At 69.4% G+C, this 23,628-nt stretch carries 16 protein-coding genes; 13 read left to right on the top strand and 3 right to left on the bottom strand.

Annotated features, from left to right (window positions below):
- Positions 1-4 precede the first annotated feature (4 nt).
- The 9 genes from ftsW to ftsZ all read left to right on the top strand — a co-directional run bounded on the left by ftsW (position 5) and on the right by ftsZ (position 17,537).
- On the top strand, positions 5-1,168 hold the full coding sequence (ftsW, locus tag D7X74_RS06360; RefSeq protein ID WP_120532018.1) for a putative lipid II flippase FtsW: 1,164 nt from the start codon (positions 5-7) through the stop codon (positions 1,166-1,168).
- On the top strand, positions 1,165-2,334 hold the full coding sequence (gene murG, locus D7X74_RS06355; protein ID WP_120532017.1) for an undecaprenyldiphospho-muramoylpentapeptide beta-N-acetylglucosaminyltransferase: 1,170 nt from the start codon (positions 1,165-1,167) through the stop codon (positions 2,332-2,334). Before ftsW ends, murG begins: the two co-directional genes overlap by 4 nt.
- Positions 2,331-3,752, top strand: a complete 1,422-nt coding sequence (gene murC / locus D7X74_RS06350; protein ID WP_120532016.1) for a UDP-N-acetylmuramate--L-alanine ligase — start codon at positions 2,331-2,333, stop codon at positions 3,750-3,752. The genes murG and murC overlap by 4 nt, the downstream gene beginning before the upstream one ends.
- A gap of 3 nt (positions 3,753-3,755) precedes the next feature.
- Positions 3,756-4,688 carry a UDP-N-acetylmuramate dehydrogenase gene (gene murB / locus D7X74_RS06345; protein WP_120532015.1) on the top strand — a complete coding sequence of 311 codons (933 nt, stop codon included), beginning with the start codon at positions 3,756-3,758 and terminating at the stop codon, positions 4,686-4,688.
- Entirely contained in the window at positions 4,685-5,641 is a 957-nt protein-coding gene (locus D7X74_RS06340; protein ID WP_120532014.1) for a D-alanine--D-alanine ligase, read from the top strand. Before murB ends, D7X74_RS06340 begins: the two co-directional genes overlap by 4 nt.
- 132 nt (positions 5,642-5,773) lie before the next feature.
- Positions 5,774-6,631, top strand: coding sequence for a cell division protein FtsQ/DivIB (locus tag D7X74_RS06335; RefSeq protein WP_120532013.1), 858 nt, complete (start codon positions 5,774-5,776; stop codon positions 6,629-6,631).
- 41 nt (positions 6,632-6,672) lie between these two features.
- Complete coding sequence (ftsA, locus tag D7X74_RS06330; protein WP_120532012.1) at positions 6,673-7,908, top strand: cell division protein FtsA; 1,236 nt, start codon at positions 6,673-6,675, stop codon at positions 7,906-7,908.
- Between the two features lie 405 nt (positions 7,909-8,313).
- On the top strand, positions 8,314-15,969 hold the full coding sequence (locus D7X74_RS06325) for an Ig-like domain-containing protein (RefSeq protein WP_233601998.1): 7,656 nt from the start codon (positions 8,314-8,316) through the stop codon (positions 15,967-15,969).
- Between the two features lie 338 nt (positions 15,970-16,307).
- Entirely contained in the window at positions 16,308-17,537 is a 1,230-nt protein-coding gene (ftsZ, locus tag D7X74_RS06320) for a cell division protein FtsZ (protein WP_120532011.1), read from the top strand.
- Positions 17,538-17,545: 8 nt separating this feature from the next.
- Here ftsZ and D7X74_RS06315 read toward each other — a convergent pair whose 3' ends face one another.
- Positions 17,546-17,890 carry a hypothetical protein gene (locus D7X74_RS06315; RefSeq protein ID WP_233595403.1) on the bottom strand — a complete coding sequence of 115 codons (345 nt, stop codon included), beginning with the start codon at positions 17,888-17,890 and terminating at the stop codon, positions 17,546-17,548.
- A gap of 173 nt (positions 17,891-18,063) precedes the next feature.
- Between D7X74_RS06315 and D7X74_RS06310 the strand changes: the two genes are divergently transcribed.
- From D7X74_RS06310 to D7X74_RS06300, 3 genes are read left to right on the top strand one after another with little or no spacing between them, the layout of a single operon-like run.
- Entirely contained in the window at positions 18,064-19,413 is a 1,350-nt protein-coding gene (locus D7X74_RS06310; RefSeq protein WP_120532009.1) for an acetyl/propionyl/methylcrotonyl-CoA carboxylase subunit alpha, read from the top strand.
- A 50-nt stretch (positions 19,414-19,463) separates the two neighbouring features.
- Complete coding sequence (locus D7X74_RS06305) at positions 19,464-19,676, top strand: biotin/lipoyl-binding carrier protein (protein WP_120532008.1); 213 nt, start codon at positions 19,464-19,466, stop codon at positions 19,674-19,676.
- 27 nt (positions 19,677-19,703) lie between these two features.
- Positions 19,704-20,468, top strand: coding sequence for an enoyl-CoA hydratase/isomerase family protein (locus D7X74_RS06300; RefSeq protein WP_120532007.1), 765 nt, complete (start codon positions 19,704-19,706; stop codon positions 20,466-20,468).
- Here the strand turns inward: D7X74_RS06300 and D7X74_RS06295 are convergent.
- Together D7X74_RS06295 and D7X74_RS06290 are read right to left on the bottom strand one after the other, a co-directional pair.
- Positions 20,465-21,058, bottom strand: coding sequence for a response regulator (locus tag D7X74_RS06295; RefSeq protein WP_014398871.1), 594 nt, complete (start codon positions 21,056-21,058; stop codon positions 20,465-20,467). The two genes, D7X74_RS06300 and D7X74_RS06295, sit on opposite strands and share 4 nt — an antisense overlap.
- Before the next feature lie 45 nt (positions 21,059-21,103).
- Positions 21,104-22,909: an FHA domain-containing protein gene (locus tag D7X74_RS06290; protein WP_120532006.1), complete on the bottom strand. Its 1,806-nt coding sequence runs from the start codon at positions 22,907-22,909 to the stop codon at positions 21,104-21,106.
- 240 nt (positions 22,910-23,149) lie between these two features.
- Between D7X74_RS06290 and D7X74_RS06285 the strand changes: the two genes are divergently transcribed.
- A partial coding sequence (locus D7X74_RS06285) for a rhomboid family intramembrane serine protease (protein WP_304984908.1) occupies positions 23,150-23,628 on the top strand: 479 nt, incomplete at its 3' end.

Below are 23,628 nucleotides of genomic sequence, written 5' to 3'. Positions count from 1 at the left end.
CTTCATGAAGACCTCGCCTCCAACCGCCCCCGTGCGGTTCGATCCAATCCTGCTGTGCGCCGTGCTGGCGCTCGTCTCGCTGGGCCTCGTCATGACGTACTCGGCCAGCGCGGTGCTCGCCCAGGACAAGCTGGGGGACAGCCTGTACTTCCTCAAGCGCCAACTGGCGGCCGCGGGCCTGGGCGTCGTGGGCATGGCGGTGATGATGAAGCTGGGCTGGCGGCGGCTGGCGCGGCTGGCGTACCCGCTGCTGCTGGTGGCCATCGTGCTGATGGTGCTGGTGGCGATTCCGGGCATCGGCACGACGGCGGGCGGCGCGCGGCGGTGGATCCGCCTGCCGGGCTTCAGCCTCCAGCCGGCGGAGGTCGCCAAGTTCGCGTGGCTCGTCTACCTGTCCTATTCGCTCGCGAAGAAGCGGGAGAAGGTGGCCACGTTCTCCATCGGCTTCCTGCCGCACCTCGCGCTGTGCGGCATCCTGGTGTTCCTGTGCATGCTCCAGCCGGACTTCGGCAGCAGCGTGCTGCTGGTGTTCATGCTCTTCGTGCTGCTGTTCGCGGCGGGTACGAAGCTCAGCTACCTGGTGGGGTCGGTGCTGCTGGCGCTGCCCCTGGCCTTCGTGGCCATCGCGACCAGCCCCTACCGCATGAAGCGCATCCTCGCGTTCATGGACCCGTGGGCCCACCGGCATGACGTGGGCTACCAGGTGGCGGAGTCGCTGATGTCCATTGGCTCCGGCGGCATCACCGGCCTGGGCCTGGGCGACGGCCGGCAGAAGCTGTTCTTCCTGCCGGAGGCGCACACGGACTTCATCTTCTCCATCCTGGGGGAGGAACTGGGGCTCATCGGCGTGGGCCTGCTCGTGTCCCTGTACGCCATCGTCCTCTGGCGCGGCATCCGCGCGAGCCTCGCGGCGGGGGAGACCTTCGGCACCTACCTGGGGCTGGGCATCAGCTCCATCATCGCGTTCCAGGCCACGGTGAACATGTGCGTGGCCATGGGTCTGTTGCCCACGAAGGGGCTGACGCTGCCGTTCGTGTCCTACGGCGGCACGTCGCTGGTGGTGCTGATGGGCTCCGCGGGCGTGCTGCTGTCGCTGAGCGCGAACACGCAGGGCGCCTCGCGGCCGGTGCGGACGGGGACGACGGACCTGCGGGAGGTGACGGCGTGAAGGTGCTCATCGCGGGTGGCGGCACCGGGGGACACCTGTTTCCCGGCATCGCGCTGGCGGAGGAAGTCGTCACGCGCCACCATGCCAACGAGGTCGTCTTCGTGGGCACCGAGCGGGGCCTGGAGGCCCGGGTGGTTCCCAAGGAGGGCTACCCGCTGGAGTTCGTGAAGGTGCAGGGCCTCAAGGGCAAGGGCTTCATCGGCCTGCTCAAGGGCCTCATCGCATTGCCGCTGGCGTTCCTCGCGTCGTTCCGCATCCTGTCGCGCCAGAAGCCGGACGTGGTGGTGGGCGTGGGCGGCTACGCGAGCGGGCCGGTGGTGCTGGCCGCGTGGATGATGGGGATTCCCACCGCCATCCAGGAGCAGAACGCGCTGCCCGGCCTCACCAACAAGATTCTGGGCCGCATCGTGAAGGTCGTCTTCACCGCCTTCGAGGAAGCCAAAGCGTTCTTCCCCGAGGCCAAGGTGCAGATGATTGGCAACCCCATCCGCCGCAAGCTGATGGACAACTACCTGCGCAGCAGCGCGGCGCACGAGAAGTTCTCCGTGCTCGTGTTCGGCGGCAGCCTGGGCGCGCGCGGCCTCAACAACCGCATGCTGGACGCGCTGGATTCGCTGGGCGACCTGAAGGATCAGGTGTCCATCGTCCACCAGACGGGCAAGAACGACCTGGAGACGGTGAAGAAGGGCTACGCGGACAAGGGCTTCGGCGCGCAGGCCACGGTGGTGGAGTTCATCGACGACATGTCCTCCGCCTATGCCCAGGCGGACCTGGTCATCTGTCGCGCGGGCGCGACGTCCCTGGCGGAGCTGACGGTGTGCAAGAAGGCCAGCATCCTGGTGCCCTTCCCGCACGCGACGGACAACCACCAGGAGGTGAATGCCCGGGCGCTGGTGGACGCGGGCGCGGCGCTGATGTTCCGTGAGTCGGAGCTCACCGGCCAGAAGCTGGCGGAGACGCTGCGCGGGCTGATGACGGACCCGGCGAAGCTCAAGCAGATGGCGAAGAAGGCCGGCATCCTGGGCCGGCCCGCGGCCGCGAAGGAATTGGCGGACGTGTGCGTGGACCTGACGACGCAGGCGTGGGGGCCCCAGGGGCGCGACCGAGGCCCCAAGGAGTCGAAGGACGCGAAGGACTCGAAGAAGGCACCCGGGAGCAAGGCATGAGCAAGTCCGTCAGCAACAAGCCCGGCAGCCTCTACAAGACGCGCCACGCGGCGCACGTGCACTTCGTGGGCGTGGGCGGCATCGGCATGAGCGGCATCGCGGAGGTGCTGCTCAACCTGGGCTACCGCGTGTCCGGCTCCGACCTGCGCGAGAGCGACATCACCCGCCGGCTCGCGAAGCTGGGCGCCACGCTGTACGAGGGCCACCGCGCGGCGAACCTGGTGCACGCGGACGTGGTGGTCATCTCCTCCGCGGTGCGCAAGGACAACCCGGAGGTGGTGGCGGCGCGCCAGCGCAAGATTCCCGTCATCCCGCGCGCGGAGATGCTCGCGGAGCTGATGCGCCTGAAGTACGCGGTCGCCGTCGCCGGAAGCCACGGCAAGACGACGACGACGTCCATGGTGGCCACGGTGCTGTCCGCGGCGGGCCTGGACCCGACGGCGGTGGTGGGCGGCAAGGTGAACGTGCTCGACTCCAACGCCAAGCTGGGCAAGAGCGAGCTGATGGTGGTGGAGGCCGACGAGTCCGACGGCAGCTTCCTCAAGCTGCACCCGTCCATCGCGGTCGTCACCAACATCGACCCGGAGCACATGGACCACTACGGCGACCTGGAGACGCTCCAGTCCGCCTTCGTGGAGTTCTGCAACCGCGTTCCCTTCTACGGCCTCAACGTGCTGTGCCTGGACAACCCCAACGTCCAGGCGCTGCTGCCGCGCATCGAGAAGCGCTTCGTCACCTACGGCAGCTCGCACATGGCGGACTACCGGCTGGAGGGCATCACGCTGGATGGCTTCACCACGACCTTCCGCGCGTTCCGCCGCGAAGAGGACCTGGGGGAGTTCCGCGTGCGCATGGTGGGCGCGCACAACGCCTTCAACGCGCTGGCCGTCGTCGCCATCGCGGAGGAGATGGACATCCCGCTGGAGACGGTGCGCGGCGCCCTGGCGGAGTTCGGCGGGGTGCAGCGCCGCTTCACCGTGCGCGGTGAAGTGGGTGGCATCACCGTGGTGGACGACTACGGGCACCACCCCACGGAGGTGATGGCCACGCTGTCGGGTGCGCGCCGGGCCTTCGGGCGCCGCGTGGTGGCCGCCTTCCAGCCGCACCGCTACACGCGCACGCACGACCTGATGAAGGAGTTCGCCACGTCGTTCAACGACGCGGACGTGCTCTTCGTCACCAGCGTGTACGCGGCGGGCGAGGAGCCCATCGCGGGCGCCACCGGGGACGCGCTGGCGGAGGCCATCCGCGCGCACGGTCACCGCGACGTGACGTTCGTGGAGAAGCGCGCGGACGTGGCGAAGGCGCTCCAGGAGCGCGTGCGCGAAGGCGACCTGGTGCTGACGCTGGGCGCCGGGGACATCACCCAGGTGGGCCCGGACCTCTTGAACCTGATGGGCGCGGCGAAGGGCGGGTAGGGGATGGAGGCGGGTGTCGTCACACCGCTCGCGGCGCGCCTGGCGCGGCTGCCGGGCCTGGACGTGAAGCCGGGCGAACCCCTGGCGCCGCTCATCAGCGTGCGCGTGGGCGGCCCGGCCGAGGCCCTGGTGCGTCCCCGTTCCGCGGACGCGCTGGTGGACCTCTTGCGCTTCGCCCGCGACGAGGGCGTCCCCGTCACGGTGCTGGGCGGCGGCGCCAACACGCTGGTGGGCGACGGCGGCGTGCCCGGCATCACGCTCAAGCTGCCCTCGGATTTGTTCCCGGAAGAGTTGGACGTCGGCCCGGCCGAGGGGCGGGTGACGCTGGGGACGGGCGCGGCCATTGCCCGGCTGGTCAACGTGATGCGGGCGCAGGGGCTGGTGGGCGCGGAGTTCCTCGCGGGCATTCCCGGCACCCTGGGCGGCGCGGTGACCATGAACGCGGGCACCAAGAACGGCGAGTGCTTCCGCGTGGTGGAGGCCATCGAGGTCGCCACGGCGGACGGCGTGGGGTGGTTGACGAAAGCGCAGGTGCCCCACACCTACCGTCACGCCACGCTGCCGCCTGGAGGTATCGTCACCCGCGTGCGCTTCGTGCTTCCCAAAGGTGACGTCGTGGCCAGCAAGGCGGCGATGGACGCGGACCTGGGGTACAGGAAGCGCACGCAGCCCTTGAGTCAGCCCAACTTCGGCAGTGTGTTCACCAACCCGCCGGGCGACGCCGCCGGGCGGCTGATTGAACTTGTCGGCCTGAAGGGGCACACCCTGGGACGCGCGCAGGTGTCCACGCTGCACGCCAATTGGATCGTCAACCTGGGCGGCGCGGCCGCTCGCGACGTGCGGGGCCTCATCACCCTGATGCAGCAGCGGGTGTTGGAGGCCTCGGGCGTTTCCATGCAACCCGAAGTCAAGTTCGTCGGAGCGTTCCTTCCATGACCCTCGGTTCCCGTGGCTTCACCCCGGAAGAGTTGAAGGCCAAGCGCGTGGGCGTGCTGTACGGCGGCCTCTCCTCCGAGCGCGAAGTCTCCCTGCGCACCGGCGCCGCGGTGGCGGGCGCCCTCCGGGGCCTGGGCTACGACGTGGTGGACATCGACGTGGGCAAGGACCTGCCCGCACGCCTCATCGCGGAGAAGGTGGACGTGGCGTGGCTCGCGCTGCACGGCCGCTTCGGCGAGGACGGCTGCATCCAGGGCCTGCTGGAAGCCATGTTCATCCCCTACACCGGCAGCGGCGTGATGGCCTCCGCGGTGGGCATGGACAAGGTGTACGCGAAGGAGATCTTCGTCTCGCGCGGCATCCCCACGCCCCCCTACCGCGCCTTCCCCTCGGCGGAGGCGGCGCTGGCCCAGGCGGACCGGCTGCCCTTCCCCTTCCCGGTGGTGGTGAAGCCCAGCCGCGAGGGCAGCAGCGTGGGCGTGCACATCTGCAAGACGCGCGAGGACTACGCGGCCGCCGTCGAGGACGCCGCGAAGCACGCGGGCACCCTGCTGGTGGAGCAGTTCATCAAGGGTCGCGAGGTGCAGGGCGGCGTGCTGGACAACGAGGCCCTGGGCGTCATCGAGGTGAAGGCGGCCCGCGAGTTCTACGACTACGAGGCCAAGTACAAGGCCGGCAGCGGCACCCAGTACCTGTTCCCCGCGCCCCTGCCGCCGGACCTCTATGCCCGCGTCAACGAGGTGTCGCTCGCCGCGCACGTGGCGCTGGGGTGTTCGGGCGGCTCGCGCTCGGACGTCATCGTCACGGAAGCGGGCGACGTCTTCCTGCTGGAAATCAACACGCTGCCCGGAATGACGGCCTCCAGCCTGCTGCCGAAAATCGCGGCGGGGCGGGGCATCGACTTCCCGGCGCTGTGTGAGCGGTTGCTCCGGGGCGCGTCGCTCAAGGCCTGAGCCGGCGACGTGTCCCCTGGAGTTCCGGCCCCTTGCAGGGCCGGGGTGTCCGTCCGGGCCGCTACAGCGACGTGCCTGTAGCCAAAAACTGGCGTCAAGCAGTGTCCGCACGCAGCATGCGCATCCCTCCCCATGGCCTTCGGTAAGAACAAGAAACGCCGGCACCAGGACGCCGCAACGCGCAACACCGCGGTGAAGGGCGCCGTGCGCTCGCATGGGCCCCGGGTGGCGAAGGCGTTGGGGCTGACGGTGGCGACGGCGGCGCTGGTGTGGGGCGGCATCGAACTGCGCGCCTGGGCGCGGGTGTCTCCGCGCTTCGCGCTGGAGTCGGTGACGTTCACCGGGCTGGAGCGGGCGTCGCGCCCGGAGCTGCTCAAGCTGTCGGGGCTGGCGGCGGGGCAGAACCTGTGGTCGCTGGAGCCGGCGGCGCTGGCCAAGGCCATGGGGCAGCACCCGTGGGTCCGCACGGTGGAGGTGACGCGGCGGTTTCCGCGCGGGGTGTCGGTGGAGGTGTCGGAGCACGCGCCGGCGGCACTGGCGGTGTTGGGCGACCTGTACGTGCTGGACGAGGAGGGCGAGCCCTTCAAGCGCGTCACCCCTGGGGACGGGCTGGACCTGCCGCTCGTCACGGGGTTGGAGCGCGATGCGTACGTCGCGGACGCGGACGCGGTGCGTGCGCGCTTCCGCGAGGCTTTGGATGTAACCCGTGCTTATGCACGGCTGTTGCCGGGGCGATCCGAGCGGTTGTCCGAGGTGCGCCTGGAGAACAGCGGGCTTGCGCTGGTGACGGCGACGGGGCAGGAGGTGCGCCTCGGCGCGGGCGATACGGAAGTCAAGCTCCAGCGGCTGGCGCGCGTTCGTCGCGAGCTCAGCACAAGGGGGCTTGCGGCCGAGATCATTCGCCTGGATAACCGTGCCCGACCGGGTTGGGTGGCGGTGAGGCTTTCGAGCGGGTCCGACTCCGTGAGGAGCGGGGGCTCGACGCAGTGAGGATGCTTCCTTCACGAGAGTGAAGGGGCCTGGGAGGTTTCATGGCGAAGCAGAAGTCGGGGGAGATCATCGTCGGCCTCGACATCGGCACGACGAAGATCTGCGCCATCGTCGGCGAGCTGACCGATAGCGGGATCGACATCATCGGCATCGGCACGCATCCGTCGAAGGGATTGCGCAAGGGCGTCGTGGTGAACATCGAGGCCACGGTGTCGTCCATCCGGCGCGCCGTGGAGGAAGCCGAGTTGATGGCCGGGGCGGAGATCTCCCACGTGTACACGGGGATCGCCGGCGGCCACATCAAGGGCTTCAACTCCCAGGGCATCGTCGCGGTGAAGGACAAGGAGGTCCGCGAGGCGGACATCGCGCGCGTCATCGATGCCGCGAAGGCGGTGGCCATCCCCCTGGACCGGGAGGTCATCCACGTCCTGCCCCAGGAGTTCATCATCGACGACCAGGGCGGCATCAAGGAGCCCCTGGGCATGGCGGGCGTGCGCCTGGAGGCCAAGGTGCACATCGTCACGGGCGCCGTCTCCAGCGCGCAGAACATCGTCAAGTGCGCGAACCGCACCGGGCTCAATGTCTCCGACATCGTGCTGCAGCCGCTGGCGTCCGCGGAGGCGGTGCTGAGCGAGGACGAGAAGGAGCTGGGCGTGTGCCTCGTCGACATCGGCGGCGGCACCACGGACATCGCCATCTTCTCTGGCGGCTCCATCGTCCACACGGCCGTGATTGCCCTGGGCGGCAACAACCTGACGAGCGACATCGCCATCGGGCTGCGCACCCCCGCGCACGAGGCCGAGCGCATCAAGCAGAAGTACGGCTGCGCGCTCGCGTCCATGATCAACAAGGACGAGACGATCGAGGTCCCCAGCGTGGGCGGCCGTCAGCCGCGCGTCCTGGGCCGGCAGATCCTCTCCGAGATTCTGGAGCCGCGCGTGGAGGAGATCTTCCAACTCGTGCACCGGGAGATCCAGAAGTGCGGCTACGAGGACCTGCTCGCTTCCGGCATCGTCATCACGGGCGGCTCCACACTGCTCGCGGGCATGCCGGAGCTGGCCGAAGAGGTGCTGGGCCTGCCGGTGCGCCGGGGCATGCCGCGCGGCATTGGCGGTCTGGTGGACGTGGTGAAGAGCCCCATGTACGCCACGGGCGTGGGCCTGGTCGTCTACGGCGCGCGTCACATGGACCGCCGCATGTTCCGCAACCGCGAGGACAGCAACGTCTACAAGAAGGTGAAGGGCCGGATGCGCGAGTGGCTGGAAGAGATCTTCTAGCGACACCCGGGGTGGTGACACGCTGAGTCAGGGCTCCCTTCGGGGGGCCCTTTCGCGTTTCTGGGGGGGACGCGCGGGGTAGGGCTGACGCGTCAACGGCGCACGCTGACGCGTCAGCCGGAGACGCTGGAGGCCTTCCAGATTCTGGAAACTGGATCCACCTTCCGGACGCCGCTCGTAAGGACGCTGGGCAAGCCGCGCAAGTGCCCGGATTTGGTGGGAATGAAAATCCGACAGAGGATGGCGCCCGGCTTGCTAGGGGGGCTTCAGGCCCTCGGAACCATCCCGCTGTTCGCGCGAGCCCCTGACCTTATGACTCCACAAAAGAAGACGCGGTTGCTGACGCCCTTGCCGGGAGTTCGCCGCTCCGCCGCGGGCCTCCTGGCCCTGCTGTGCGCCGTGTTCATGGCGCCGCCGGCCATGGCCGAACCGGACACCTTCGGCCTTGGCAACGGCCACAACGGAGCGTTGACCGTCGCTGGCCCCAACACGGTCATCAACACGTACACGCGGTTGACGGCGACCGCGAACGCGGGCGCCACCTTCGTGACGGTGACGTCCACGACGGGCTTCGCCGTGGGCGATCTGGTGATGGTGTTCCAGACCACCGGCTGGAATGGAACCACGCCGGTGTCTGGCACAGCGGGCCCGTTCAACTTCACGGCGGAGAATGTGGGCCGCTGGCAGTTCGCGCGGGTGACGTCGCTCACCGCGACCCGTCTGAACTTCGCCACCGGGACGACGCTCACGCAGCAGTTCCTGGGCGGTACGTCGGCGACAGCGATTCGTACCTCCGCGCAGGTCATCCGCGTGCCGGAGTACACGACTGTGACCATCAACGCGGGCGCGAGCATCGTCGCGAAGGTCTGGTCCAACGACGACGACTCCACGGACAACCTGGGTGGCGTCGTCGTGTTCCTGGCCCAGGGCGCGGTCATCAACAACGGCACCATCTCCGCCAACGGCACGGGCTTCCGGGGAGGCGAGAAGACCAATGGTGGTGGCGACCTGTGCACGGCCAACGACGAGCCGTACCCGGGCGGTGCCGTCAAGGGCGAGAGCGTCTTCCCGGCCAAGTTCAAGGTGCCGCTGTCGCCCCCCCCGGCCGCGACCGCCCTGGGTCGTGGCAACGTTCTCAACGGTGGCGGTGGTGGCATCTGTCACAACTCGGGTGGTGGCGGTGGTGGTAATGGCGGCGCGGGCGGTATCGGCGGTCGAACCTGGACGGGGGACCAAGGCCCCGCGCGACCCGTGGGCGGTATGGGGGGCGGCAGGATGCTCTTCGATCCGACGACCCGGCTCCTGTTCGGCGGTGGTGGCGGTGGTGGCCATGGCAACGACGACACCAGCGGCGCGGGAGGCAATGCCGGTGGCATCGTGTTCATTCGTGGTGGCTCGCTCGCGGGCGCTGGCTCCATCAGCGCGGATGGCACTGCTGGCGGAAGCTCTGACAATGACGCCGCGGGTGGTGGTGGGGCGGGTGGTACGGTGTCGCTGCGGTTCAATGGCGCGCTGAGCTGCAACGCTGGCAACGTCTCCGCGAAGGGTGGCAGCGGCGGCAGCAGCACTGCCGTGGAGCACGGCACGGGCGGCGGCGCCGGCGGTGGCAACATCTTCCTCCAGGGCGCGACCCTCAACTGCACGACGACGCCCGCCACTGCGACCTCGGGTGGCGCGGCGGGTACGCAGGCGCTCGCGAGTTCCATCTATGATGGTGCGTCGTACGGGGCGGCACCTGGCAACGTCGGCGTCGTCAACACGCTCACGTCTCCGCTGACCACGCCCGCTGCGCCGGTTGTCGTCACGCCGGCCAATGGCTCCACCACGACCAACCGGACGCCCGCCTTCACCGGCACGGGCCCGGCGAACACGACCATCGTCGTCGTCGTGGACAACCAGGAGATTGGTCGGACGATGTCCGATGCCTCGGGCAACTGGACCTTCACGCCCACCGTCCAGCTCTCCGTCGCGGCCCACTCCGTCTACGCGTACGCGGAGAGCAACGGCCTGGCGAGTCCCAAGAGCAACACCAACACCTTCACCATCGTCGCCGGGCCGACGGTGGCCATCACCGCGCCGGCCAACGGCTCCACGGTGACGAACCCCACCGTGACGGTGACGGGCACGGCCACGAACGCCACGTCCGTGACGGTGACGTTCCAGGGCACGAACTACGGTCCCGCTACAGTGACGGGCGGCAATTGGAGTCAGGCGCTGCCCGGCCCGCTGGCCAACGGCACGTACACCGTGACGGCGGTGTCCACGAACGGCACGACGAACAGCACCACGGCGACCTCCACCTTCACGGTGGCCGTGCCGGCCCCGACGGTGGCCATCACCACGCCGGCCAACGGCTCGACGGTGACCAATCCCACCAACGTGACGGTCGCGGGCACGGCCGCGAACGCGACGTCTGTCTCGTTCACGCTGAACGGGACGAACTACGGCCCCTACACGGTGACGGGCGGTAACTGGACCGCCACGGTCCCGGGCCCCCTGGCCAACGGCAGCTACACCGTGAATGCGGTGTCCACCAACGGCACCACGAACAGCACGGCCGCGACCTCCACCTTCACGGTGGCGGGCCCGACGGTGGCCATCACGGCGCCCGCCAACGGCTCGACGGTGACGAATCCCAACGTGACGGTGACGGGCTCGGCCGCGAACGCGACCAGCGTCACGGTGACCTTCCAGGGCACGGACTACCCGGCCACACTGAGCGGCGGCACCTGGAGCGTGGCCCTGCCGGGCCCGCTGACCAACGGTAGCTACACCGTGACGGCGGTGTCCTCGAACGGCACGACGAACAGCACCCAGGCCTCGTCCACCTTCACGGTGGCCGTGCCGGCCCCGACGGTGGCCATCACCACGCCGGCCAACGGCGCCACGGTGACCAATCCCGCCAACGTGACGGTGTCTGGCACGGCCGCGAACGCCACGACGGTGAACCTCACCGTCAACGGCACCAACTACGGGCCCATCACGGTGACGGGCGGTAACTGGAGCCAGGTGCTCACCCCGAACCCGCTGCCCAACGGCACGTACAACGTGACGGCGGTGTCCACGAATGCGTACGGCACCAACAGCGCGCAGGCGACCTCCACCTTCACGGTGAACGTGGCGGCGCCGACGGTGGCCATCAGCACGCCGGCCAATGGCTCCACGACGGCCAATCCGAGCGTGACGGTGACCGGTACGTCCGCGAACGCGACGCGCGTGACGGTCACCTTCCAGGGCATCGACTACGGCCCCATCACGGTGGACGCCTCGGGCAACTGGAGCCAGGCGCTGCCCGGCCCCCTGGCCGATGGCTCGTACACGGTGACGGCGGTGTCCACGAACGCTGGTGGCACCAACAGCACCACGGCGTCCTCCACCTTCACGGTGGACCAGACCGCCCCGGTGGTCGCCATCACCACGCCGGCCAACGGCTCCACGACGAACACCCCCAACGTCACGGTGACGGGCACCGCCACGGACGCGGACTTCGTGACGCTCACCTTCGACGGCGCCAGCTACGGCCCCATCACGGTGACGGGCGGTAACTGGAGCTTCGCGCTGCCCGGCCCCCTCTCGGATGGGGACTACACGGTGACGGCCACGGCCACGGACGGGGCGGGCAACACCAGCACGCCCGCGACCTCCACCTTCACGGTGGACCAGACCGCTCCGACGGTGGCCATCGGCTCTCCGGCGGACGGCTCCACGGTGGGCACCAGCACGGTGACCGTGACGGGCACCTCCACGGGTGCGACGTTCGTGACGGTCACCTTCCAGGGCACCGACTCCGGTCCCATCACGGTGGATGCTTCCGGCAACTGGAGCTACCTGCTGCCGGTCACCCTGACCGAAGGCGCGTACACCGTGACGGCGGTGTCCACGGACGCGGCGGGCAATGACAGCACCCCCGCGACCTCCAACTTCGACGTGGACCTGACCGGCCCGCAGGTGGCCATCAGCACCCCGGCCAACGGCACCTCGGTGGGAACCGATACCGTGACGGTGACGGGTACGTCCTCGGGCGCGACGTCCGTAACGCTCACCTTCGACGGCGCCAGCCACGGCCCCATCACGGTGGATGCCTCCGGCAACTGGAGCTACACGCTGCCCGGCCCCCTGGCCGAAGACACGTACACCGTGACCGCGGTGGCCGTGGACAGCGTGGGCAACACCAGCTCCACCGCGACCTCCACCTTCACGGTGGACCTGACCGATCCGACGGTCGCCATCAGCACGCCGGCCGACGGCTCCACGATTGGCACCGACACGGTGACGGTGACGGGGACGTCCACGGGCGCCACGTCCGTGACGCTCACCTTCCAGGGCACCAACCATGGCCCCATCCCGGTGGATGGCGCGGGCAACTGGAACTACACGCTGCCGGTGACCCTGACGGATGGCGACTACACCGTGACGGCCGTGTCCACGGACGCCGCGGGCAACACCAGCACGCCCGACCAGACCTCCTTCACGGTGGACCTGACGGGCCCGGAGGTCGACATCACCACGCCGGCCGACGGCGCGTTCGTCAACACCTCCACGGTGACGGTGACCGGTACCTCCGTGGACGCGACGTCCGTGACGCTGAGCTTCGAAGGCACGGACTACGGCCCCATCACGGTGGATGCCTCCGGCAACTGGAGCTACACGCTGCCGGGTCCGCTGGATGAGGACACGTACACCGTGACCGTCGTGGCCGTGGACGGGGCGGGCAACACCAGCCCCACCGCGACCACCACCTTCACGGTGGACCTGACCGCTCCGACCGTGGCCATCACCACGCCGGCCAACGGTTCGACGGTGACCAACCCGAACGTGACGGCGACGGGTACGTCCACGGGCGCCACGTCCGTGACGGTCACCTTCCGGGGCACCAACTACGGCCCCATCGCCGTGGATGCCTCGGGCAACTGGAGCCAGGCGCTCCCGGGCCCGCTGACCAACGGCTCGTACACCGTGACCGCGGTGGCCGAGGACGCGGCGGGCAACACCAGCCCCATCGCGACCTCCACCTTCACGGTGAACGTGACGGCGCCGACGGTGGCCATCACCGCTCCGGCCAACGGCTCGACCGTCGCCTCCACCTCGGTGACGGTGACGGGCACGACCGCGAACGCGACGAGCGTGACGGTGACGTTCCAGGGCACGAACTACGGCCCCATCGCGGTGGATGCTTCTGGCAACTGGAGTCAGGCGCTGCCCGGTCCGCTGGCCAATGGCACGTACACGGTGACGGCGGTGTCCACGGACGGTACGGCCACGAGCTCGACCGCGTCCTCCACCTTCACGGTGGATTCGACGGGAATGGCGGACTCGGACAACGACGGTCTGCCGGACGTGGAAGAGGCCATCATCGGCACGGATCCGAACAACCCGGACACCGACGGCGACGGCATCCCCGACGGCGTCGAGGTCAAGGTCGGCGGCACGGATCCGCTGGACGACGACTCGGATGACGACGGCATCCTGGACGGCAACGAGGACAAGGACCACGACGGCATCGTGGACGCGGATGAGACGGACCCGAACGAGGCGGACACCGACGGCGATGGCCTGACGGACGGTCTGGAGCTGGGCCTCACCGAGCCCCAGGGCGACGACACCGACCCGACGAAGTTCGTCGCGGACCAGGATCCCGCCACGAAGACCAACCCGCTCAACAAGGACACCGACGGTGGCAGCGTGTTCGACGGCATCGAAGACGCGAACCACAACGGCCGCGTGGACGTGCTGGAGACGGATCCGAACAACCCCGCGGACGACAACGACGCGGACGGCGACGGCATCAGCAACCAGCGTGAAATCGAAGCCGGTACGGATCCGTTCGACTCCGACACCGACGACGACGGCGTGGCGGACGGCATCGACGGGCTGACCGACACGGACGGCGACGGCACCCTCGACGCGCTGGACCCGGACAGCGACAACGACGGCATCAACGACGGCACGGAGCTGGGCGTCACCGCCGAGACCGCGCCTCCGGGCACCGACAAGTCCTCTCCGAACTTCAAGCCGGACGCCGATCCGACGACGAAGACGGATCCGAAGAACCCGGACACGGACGGTGACAGCCTGAAGGACGGCGCGGAAGACGCCAACCACGACGGCCGCCGCGACGCCACGGAGACGGATCCGAACAAGAAGGACACCGACGAGGGCGGCATCGACGACGGCGTGGAGGTGCAGGGCGGCTCCAACCCGCTCGACGCCAACGACGACTTCCTCGTCGTGGGCCACGGCTGCAGCACGGGTGGGACGGGCTCGCTGGCGCCCTTCGCGCTGATGCTGCTGGCCCTGCCCCTGGTGGGCCGCCGCTTCCGCAAGGCCGGGCAGCTCCTGGCCCGCGCGGGTGGGGCTGTCGCGATGTTCGTGGCCGCGCTCTTCGCGGCCCCGGCCGCGCTGGCGCAGGCCGGCGCGGTGTCGCAGGCCATCGACGTGCAGCAGTACAAGCCGGGTCCGGGCGTGTCGGACGTGCTCGGCCTGCACGGCGCGAAGGTGCAGCGGCACCTGGGGTGGAACGTGGGGCTTTCGGTCAACTACGCCGACAAGCCGCTCAACTTCTTCGACCCCCGCAAGGACGAGTACGTCACCTCCCTGGTGAAGAGCCAGGTGGGCGTGGACCTGATGGGCGCGGTGGGCTTCCTCGACCGGTTCGAAATCGGCGTCGTGCTGCCCATCACCATCCAGGGCTCGGAGAACTCGCCGGCCGTGGACCCCTCCTTCGCCAACGGGGTGAGCGGCGGCGGCATCGGCGACCTGCGGTTCATCCCGAAGGCGCGGCTGCTGGACGGTGAGAGCTACGGCCTGTCGCTGGCGGTGCCCGTGTCGCTGCCCACCGGCGGCGCCTCGGACTTCCTCGGCGGGTCGGGCGTGTCCGTGAACCCGCGCCTGGTGGCCGAGTACGGCCGTCGCTTCCGGGTGCTGGCCAACGTGGGCGTGGACCTGCGCAAGTCGCAGCAGCTGCGCAACCTGAACACCGGCAGCGCGCTGGCGTACGGGTTGGGCGCGCAGGTGCCCTTCGAACTGGGCAAGGTGCCCCTGGCCGTGGAGGCCACGCTGGCGGGCGCGCTGGGCTTCAAGCAGCAGGATGAAGAGGAGATCCCCCTGGAGCTGCTCGCGGCGCTGAAGTACCGCGCCACCAGCGGGCTCGCCGCCCACGTGGGCGCGGGCCCGGGCCTGACGCACGGCTACGGCACGCCCACCTTCCGCGTGCTCGCCGGCCTCAGCTACAGCACCCCCGAGCGTGCCCCGGCGCCTCCCCGGCCGGTGTGCCCGGAAGGGCCGGAGGACTTCGACGGCTTCCAGGACGCGGACGGCTGCGCGGACCCGGACAACGACAACGACGGAATCCCGGACACGGCGGACAAGTGCCCGAACGAGCCGGAGACGGTCAACGAGTTCGAGGACACCGACGGCTGCCCGGACACCAAGCCCGCTCCGCCTCCGCCCGCCCCGGTGGACTCCGACGGCGACGGCCTGATGGACCCGGACGACAAGTGCCCGAACGCGCCCGAGGACAAGGACGGCTTCCAGGACGAGGACGGCTGCCCGGATCCGGACAACGACAAGGACGGCATCCCGGACACGGCGGACAAGTGCCCGCTGGAGCCGGAGACCATCAACGGCGTCACCGACGAGGACGGCTGCCCGGACAAGGGCAAGGTCAAGGTGCTCGTCGAGGGCGAGCGCATCCTCATCCTGGAGAAGGTCTACTTCGCCACGGGCAAGGACGTCATCCTGCCGCGCTCGTTCCCGCTGCTGAAGCAGGTGGCCGCGGTGCTGCGCGCCAACCCGCAGGTGGAGCTGTTGAGCGTCGAGGGCCACACGGACGACCAGGGTAAGGACGCCGCCAACCTGGACCTGTCCAAGCGCCGCGCCGCCAACGTGCGCACGTTCCTGGTGAACGACGGCATCGCGCAGGAGCGCCTCACCTCCGAGGGCTTCGGCGAGACGAAGCCGGTGGACTCCAACAAGACGGCCGCGGGCCGGGAGAACAACCGCCGCGTGGAGTTCAACATCGTGAAGATGGGCAAGGTCGAAATCGAGCGTCCGGCCCCGTAGTCCTTCACCGTCGTGCTTGAGCGCGAAGGCCCGGTTCCCGTAGAGGGAGCCGGGCCTTTTCGTCATCCGGACCCCGTCTCCACACGTCCCCAGGCGTGCGAGGCGCGCACAACCGACCACGGCGAGTCATGCGCGCGAGTCAAGAGGGCGTTTCACCCACCGACGCGCACGCATGACTGCTGACGCCGCGCGCGTAAGTGGGCGTCAGGACTCGACACCGCAGCAGGGCGCTACAGGCTGGTAGCGGAATACTTGCCAAAGCGCCCGACTTCCTGATGATTGTCGAAGGCGGCAGTCATCGCGGACGGCGCTGGGGTGCTTCCGCCAAGAGGAACGACATGGACCAGTTCGAGCAGAACAAGCAGGCCGCGAAGATTCGTGTCGTGGGCGCGGGCGGGGCGGGCTGCAACGCGGTCAACACGATGATTCTGTCGAAGCTGGATCGCGTCGATTTCATCGCCGCCAACACCGATGTTCAGGCGCTCGCCGCCAGCAAGGCGCCCACCCGACTGCAACTGGGCCAGGCCCTCACCAAGGGGCTGGGCGCCGGCGCCAACCCGGAGATGGGCCGCGAGGCCGCGCTGGAGTCGCGCGATCAGATCGCCGCGGTGCTGGAAGGCGCCGACATGGTTTTCGTGACGGCCGGCATGGGCGGTGGCACTGGAACTGGCGCCGCGCCCATCATCGCGGACATCGCCAAGAGCCTGGGCTGCCTCACCGTCGGCGTCGTCACCAAGCCGTTCCTCTTCGAGGGCAACAAGCGCCGCAAGCAGGCCGAGCAGGGCATCGTGGAGCTCAAGGCCGCGGTGGACACGCTCATCACCATCCCCAACCAGCGCCTGCTGTCACTCTCCAACGAGCCCATGCCGCTCCTGGAGACCTTCAAGCGCGCGGACGAGGTCCTGCTCAACGCCGTGCAGGGCATCAGCGACCTCATCCAGTACCACGGCTACATCAACGTGGACTTCGCGGACGTGAAGACCATCATGAGCGACAAGGGCCTGGCGCTCATGGGCACGGGCAACGCCTGCGGCGACCGGCGCGCGGTCATCGCCATGCAGCAGGCCATCTCCAGCCCGCTGCTGGAGGACGTCTCCATCGACGGCGCCACCGGCCTGCTCATCAACATCACGGGCGGCCGCGACATGACCCTGCAGGAGGTCAACGAGGCGCTGACGCTGGTGCACGACGCGGCGGACGGCGAGGCGGAGATCATCTTCGGGTCGCTCATCGACGAGCAGATCCAGGACGAGGTGAAGATCACCATCATCGCCACGGGCTTCGTGCACCGCGAGGCGGCGAAGGTGCGGCCCATGGCGCAGGTGGTCCAGGTCCCGCTGCCCAGCCGTCCCGCGCCGTCGGTGCTGTCCTCCTCCCGCGAGGAGGTGGCCAGCCTGGTGCCCGCGAAGAGCACGCCCCGTCCGAGCATGTCCACGGTGGAGAACCCGAAGTCCTCCATGCAGAGCGCGCGCACGTCGGTGGTGAAGGACGCGGCGCTTCCCCTGGACGAGGATCAGTTCGACATCCCGACGTTCCTGCGCCGTCAGGGCCAGACGGAACTGCCGTAGGGCAGGGCTTAACGGCGGGGGAGGCGGGCGACGCTCGCCGTGCCCCGGCCGGTGAGGCGGTCACAGCGGGTGAACAGGCCGTCCACCTCGTCGTAGAGCGCGTCGATGCGCTCCGACGCACGGGGGGCGGGCAGGACGCCACTGCCGGCCAGCTCTTCCAGCTTGGGGCCAACGCGCTGCAACAGCTGGAGGGCCTTGAGCAGCGAGCGGCCCTGCTTCGTGCCGTCGGGCGTGAAGAGGGTGCCGCCCTGGTAGAGCGTCACCAGATTGGCGCGAGTGTCCTGTACCCGCTCATTGAGCCGGGTGCGGTACAAATCCAGACGGCGAGCGCGACGGGCACCATGCAGGTCCACGACGCCTTCCGTTCCTGTCGAGGGAGGCTTCACGTCGGGCAAGGTACGCCAGGGGTCCTCAACCCCGCAAATTTACGGGACTGTACGGACCTGTTGCGCGCCTGTCCGAGCGCTTGTCAGGCAGGGGGGTGGGGGTTAGTTTGGCCGCCCTTCGCAACGCCGGGGTTTCCGCCATGTTCCAGAAGCTGCTCATCGCCAACCGGGGTGAAATCGCGCGCCGCATCGGGACGGTGGCCCGAGGCATGGGCGTCAAGACGGTCGCCGTGTACTCGGACGCGGACGCGACGCTGCCCTTCGTGAAGGAAGCGGACGAAGCGGTGCGCATCGGTCCCGCGCCGGCGAAGGACAGCTACCTGAGCATCCCCGCCATCCTGGAGGCGGCGAAGAAGACGGGCGCGCAGGCCGTGCACCCCGGGTACGGCTTCCTGTCGGAGAACGGCGAGTTCGCGCAGGCGTGCGCGGACGCGGGCCTGGTGTTCGTGGGGCCACCGCCGGAGGCCATGGCGCGGATGAAGGACAAGAGCCAGGCGCGCAAGCTGGTGTCCGCCGCGGGCGTGCCCGTGGTGCCCGGCAGCGACGGCGTGCTGCCGGACGTGCAGAGCGCCCTGGAGGCCGCGGAGCGCATCGGCTACCCGGTGCTGTGCAAGGCCGCCAGCGGCGGTGGCGGCATCGGCATGGCGGCGGCGAACACCCCCGCGGAGCTGGAGAAGGTCTACCGCCAGTGCACGGACCGCGCGAAGGCCGCCTTTGGCCGCGAGGGCGTGTACCTGGAGCGCTACTTCCCGGCGCCCCGCCACATCGAGGTCCAGATCCTGGGCGACACCCACGGCCACCTCATCCACGGCCTGGAGCGCGAGTGCTCCATCCAGCGCCGGCACCAGAAGGTGGTGGAGGAGGCCCCGTCGGTGCTGTTCGCGAACGGGAAGAACGCCGGGCTGTCGGAGAAGCTCTTCACGGCGGCCGTCACCGCGGCGAAGGCGTTCGGCTACGCGAACGCGGGCACGGTGGAGTTCCTGTACTCGGACGGGCAGGTGTACTTCATCGAGATGAACGCCCGGCTCCAGGTGGAGCACCCGGTGACGGAGCTGACCACGGGCCTGGACCTCATCGGCTGGCAGCTGCGGATCGCCGCGGGTGAGAAGCTGACGGTGAAGCAGGAGGACGTGAAGCGGAAGGGCGCGGCGCTGGAGTTCCGCATCTACGCGGAAGACCCGGTGAAGTACTTCCCGTCCCCTGGCCCGCTGAAGGTGTACCAGCCGCCCACGGGCGAGGGCGTGCGCCTGGACTCGGGCTATGCCGAGGGCGACGTGGTGACGCCGAACTACGACCCGATGATCGCGAAGCTCATCATCACCGGCGCCACGCGCGACGAGGCGATTGCCCGCGCGGTGAAGGCGCTGGAGAACTTCCGCATCGAGGGCATCAAGACGAACATCCCGCTGCACCTGCGCATCCTGAAGGACCCTGCCTTCAGCGCGGGCGAGCTGGACACGCATTTCCTGGATCATCACGCGAAGCCGTAGGAGCGCGGGCAGGCCGCGCATCGTTTTCACACCCGAGGAGGGACTGGTTCATGGCGGACGTTGCGGCGCACATCACGGGCACGGTGTGGAAGATCGAGGTGAAGGTCGGCGACAAGGTGGAGCCCGGCACCACGCTCGTCATCCTCGAGTCGATGAAGATGGAGATGCCGGTGGAGACCGACGAAGGCGGCACGGTGAAGGAGATCCGCTGCAAGGAAGCGCAGCCGGTCAACGAGGGCGACGTCCTCGTGGTGCTCGGCTAGTCCGGGCCCGTGTTCCAGGAGACGGCGATGGAGCCCACGCTGGAAGTGGAGGACCGCGAGGGCGGCGTCCGGGTGCTCACCGTCTCCAACCCCTCGCGGCGCAATGCCCTCAACGACGCGCTGCTGGCCCGCCTGGACGCGGCGCTGGAGCCCGCCCCCCACGTGCGCGTGCTGCTGGTGCGCGGGCAGGGAGGGCACTTCTGCGCGGGCTACGATTTGACGCACCTGGGGCCTCCCGGCGCGGACGGGCGGCTGCCGGATGACCCCCTGGTGGCGTGCCTGCTGAAGCTGGAGCGGCACCCGGTGCCGTCGGTGGCGCTGGTGCAGGGCGGCGCGGTGGGCGCGGGCTTCGACCTGGCGGCCTCGTGCGACTTCCGCGTGGGCGCCCAGGACGCGTTCTTCCTCATGCCCCCGGCCCGGCTGGGCATCGTGTACTCGCCGGAGGGCCTGGCGCGGGCGGTGCGGCTCGTGGGGCTGTCCCGGGCCAAGCAGCTGTTCCTCACCGCGCGCAGGCTGCCGGCGGCGGAGGCCCTGGCGTGGGGGCTGCTGGACGAGTGCCTGGAGGACGCGGAGGGGCGCGCGCTGGCGCTGTGCGCGACGCTGGCCGCGCAGGCCCCGAAGGCGGTGACGGGGATGAAGGAGGCGTTCGGGCTGCTGGCGCGCTCCGGATTGGCTCCGGAGGACGTCGCGCGGCTGCGTCAGGTGCGCGGCGAGGCGTTCGGCAGCGAGGATGCGAAGGAGGGGCGCGCGGCCTTCTTGGAGAAGCGCGCGCCCCTGTTCAACGGGCGCTAGGTGTCGCCGAACAGCTCGCCCATGCGCAGCTGGAGCGCGGAGGCGATCTTGTAGAGCGACGAGATGGACGCGGAGGATTCCGCGCGTTCAATCTGCGACAGCAGGGACACGGACAGGCCGGTGCGGCGGGCAAGCTGCTTGAGCGTGAGCTCCTGCGTCTTGCGGGCGTCGCGGATGGTGCGGCCGATGGCGCGGTGAAGGTCCGCCTCCGGGTCCTGCGACAGACCCTTCTTCTGGAGGGCGTTGCGCACGGCGGCCGTGAACTGCTCCGGCTCCATGGGCTTCTTCACGTAGTCGGACGCCTGCGCCTTGAGCGAGGCGACCGCCGTGTCCACCGTGGGATAGGCCGTGGCGACGATGACCGCGATGTCCGTGTCGTACTTGCGGATGAGCTCCAACACTTCGGTGCCCGACATCTGCGGCATCATCATGTCGAGGATGACGAGGTGGAAGTCAGAGCCCCGGAGGATGTCCACCGTCTGGGTGGGGTCGGTGGTGGTGACCACCTCGTAGCCCTCACGGGTCAGCACCAGCTTGAGGTAGTCGCAGTTGTCCTGCTCGTCATCAACTACCAGGATGCGAATCTGCACAGCGTCTCCTCGCTGCAAGGTTGAGGGAAGTGCTGCGGGGGGGAATTACTGACTGGTCTTCTGGGCGGAAGGTTTGTCCTGGGGGGAGCCTGCCCCTTCGGCCTTGTTGACTTTCAGGATGTCGATCACCCGCGTCCGGCGGGGGTGATCCGGTGGGGCCAGGGTGAGGAAACGCTCGTAGTTTTCCTCACTCTTCTTGAAGTCCTTGACCTTGGCATACAGGTACCCCAGCAGCAGCGCACAATCCGGATTGCTGGCGGCGATGGCCGGGCACTGCTGGGCCACCTTGAGCGCCTCGTCGTACTTGCGCGCGGTCGCGAGGTCATAGGCCTGCTGGTTGATGACCTTGAACTTCTCCCGGGTCGCGTCGGTCTCCGCGGCGGCGACCGGGGCTTCCGGCGGAGGTTCCTCCGCGGCCTTCTTCTTCGCCTCGTCCACCCGGGCGCCCAGGTCGCTGTAGCGGCTGGCGAAGACCGTGTCCTTGGACACCTTCGCGAAGACGCGGATGGCCTCCGCGTCATTGCCCTGGTTCAGGGCGGTCTCCGTGTCGGTGAGGCCCTTGTCGGCCGCGGTCTCCCGCTTGAGGTCGTTCTCCAGCCCGTCCAGGGCCTTGGCGGACGCCGGCCCCTTCGCGGTCTCCCGCAGGCCCTTGAGGACCGCGGCGGCGTTCTGGAGGTTGCCGTCCTTGAGGGCCGCGTAGAAGTCGTCGCGGGTCACCGCGGGAGGCTTCGGGGCTTCAGGGGTCTTCGTGTCCGGCGGCGTCTCCGGCGTCGCGACCACGGTCTCAGGCTGCTGCGGGGGCGCGGTGTCGGGCGGGTTCGTCGGCGGGGGCTGATTGTCGGTGACGACGGGCGGCGGCTGCGGCGGACCGAACCACTCCTCGCCCTTCACCACGAAGATGGCGGCGCCCGCGGCGATGGACAGGAACGCGACGACCGCGGTCACGAGCATCTTCTTCGAGCCCGAGCGGCTCTGCGCGGCGATGTCCTCCGCCAGCGTGCCTGGGCCCACGAAGCGCAGCTTCACGTGGCCCATCTCGATGACGTCGCCGTGCGACAGCGTGGCCTGGGCGTAGCTTTCGCCGTTGACCGTCATCCCGTTGGCCGACTGCATGTCGATGACGCGCCACTCACCGGTCTCCTCGCGCACGATCTTCGCGTGCGTGCGGGACAGCGAGCGGTGGTCCAGGGCGATGTCGTTCTCCGACGTGCGACCGATCCGCAGCTCCGTGCGGTTGCAGTCGTACTCCTGGCCCTTGAATTCGGTGGGGGACAGCACCAGCAGCCGGGGCTGCTCGTCGTCCGGGACGCGCTCCACCTTGCGGGGGCGGTCCGCCTCCATCTGATCCATGCGGATGATGGAGGTGGCGTTGCGCCGCATCTCCGCCGACGGAGGCGTGTGGTCGTGTTCGTCGCCATCCTCGGCGCCGTCCTCGTCCTCCTCGTCGTCGTCCTGCGACGCGGCGGGCGCCGGGGCGTCGTCCTCGTCGTCGGGCTCCGCCCGGCGGGAGGCAGGCACCTTGGCGGTGATGGCGCCAGTAGGGGCGGCGGTGGCGGCCGCGCCTTCGACCTGCAGCGCCAGATCGTAGTCGCCGATCTGGATGAGGTCGCCCTCCTTGAGAGGGAGCTGGCCTGCGACGCGTTCACCGTTGATCCGGGTGCCGTTGTAGCTCCCCAGGTCTTCGAGCACGACGTGACCATTGAGGCGCACGAGTCGAGCGTGTCGACGTGACACGTTGCGCTCGGTCAGGCGGATCGTGTTGCCCTCCTGACGGCCAATGGTGATTTCGTCGCGCACGAAGGGAACAACGGTCTTGCGCCCCTCGTCGTCTTCGATGATGAGCTTCAGCACGGGTCCGGTCCGAGTACAGCTATAGCAGAATGCCCTTTGCCGAGACAAGCCATGTATCCCCCGGGAACAACAGGGTTTTTTGCCCATCCCAGGGTCAGGGAGGCAGTGTTGTCCATCGGTCGATTGGCCGGAAAGGGTGGGGAGTCGAGGCTACCGTGGCTCACGCTAGCACTGGTCGGGGCGCAGGCCATTCTGTACGTCGCGCTGGCGCCCGGTGGCCCCCCCGGAGTGGATGCGCTCGTGCGGTGGGGCGCCAAGGCCGGCCCCCTGGTGACGGACGTGGGGCAGGGCTGGCGGCTCCTGGCGGCCAACCTCCTGCACCGGGACGGGCTGCACCTGGGACTCAACCTGCTGGTGTTCGCGGTGGTGGGCTCGGCGGTGGAGCGGGCGTGCCGCTGGTGGGACTACCTGGCGCTCTTGGGGGTGTCCGGCCTGGCGACGATGGCGGGCTCGCTCTGGTGGTCGCCGACGGTGAGCGTGGGCGCCTCGGGGCTCGTGTTCGGCTGCGTGGGCGCGTTGCTGGTGCTGGGGCGGCGTTCGCGCAACGGGCCGAAGGCGCGCTTCGGGTGGTTCTCCGGGGAGAGCGCGCTGCCCACGGTGCTCGTCTTCCTGTGGCTCGGGTGGACGAGCGCGGGCGTGGACAACGCGGGGCACCTGGGCGGCCTGCTGGCGGGGCTCCTGGTGGGCGTCTTCCTGCGGTCGCGGACGCGGGGGGCTGG

It is taken from the genome of Corallococcus sp. CA047B (genome assembly GCF_003612065.1).
GTDB lineage: Bacteria > Myxococcota > Myxococcia > Myxococcales > Myxococcaceae > Corallococcus > Corallococcus praedator.
The sequence above is the reverse complement of the archived record's forward strand: the minus strand, read 5'-3'. Positions and strand labels throughout refer to the sequence as shown.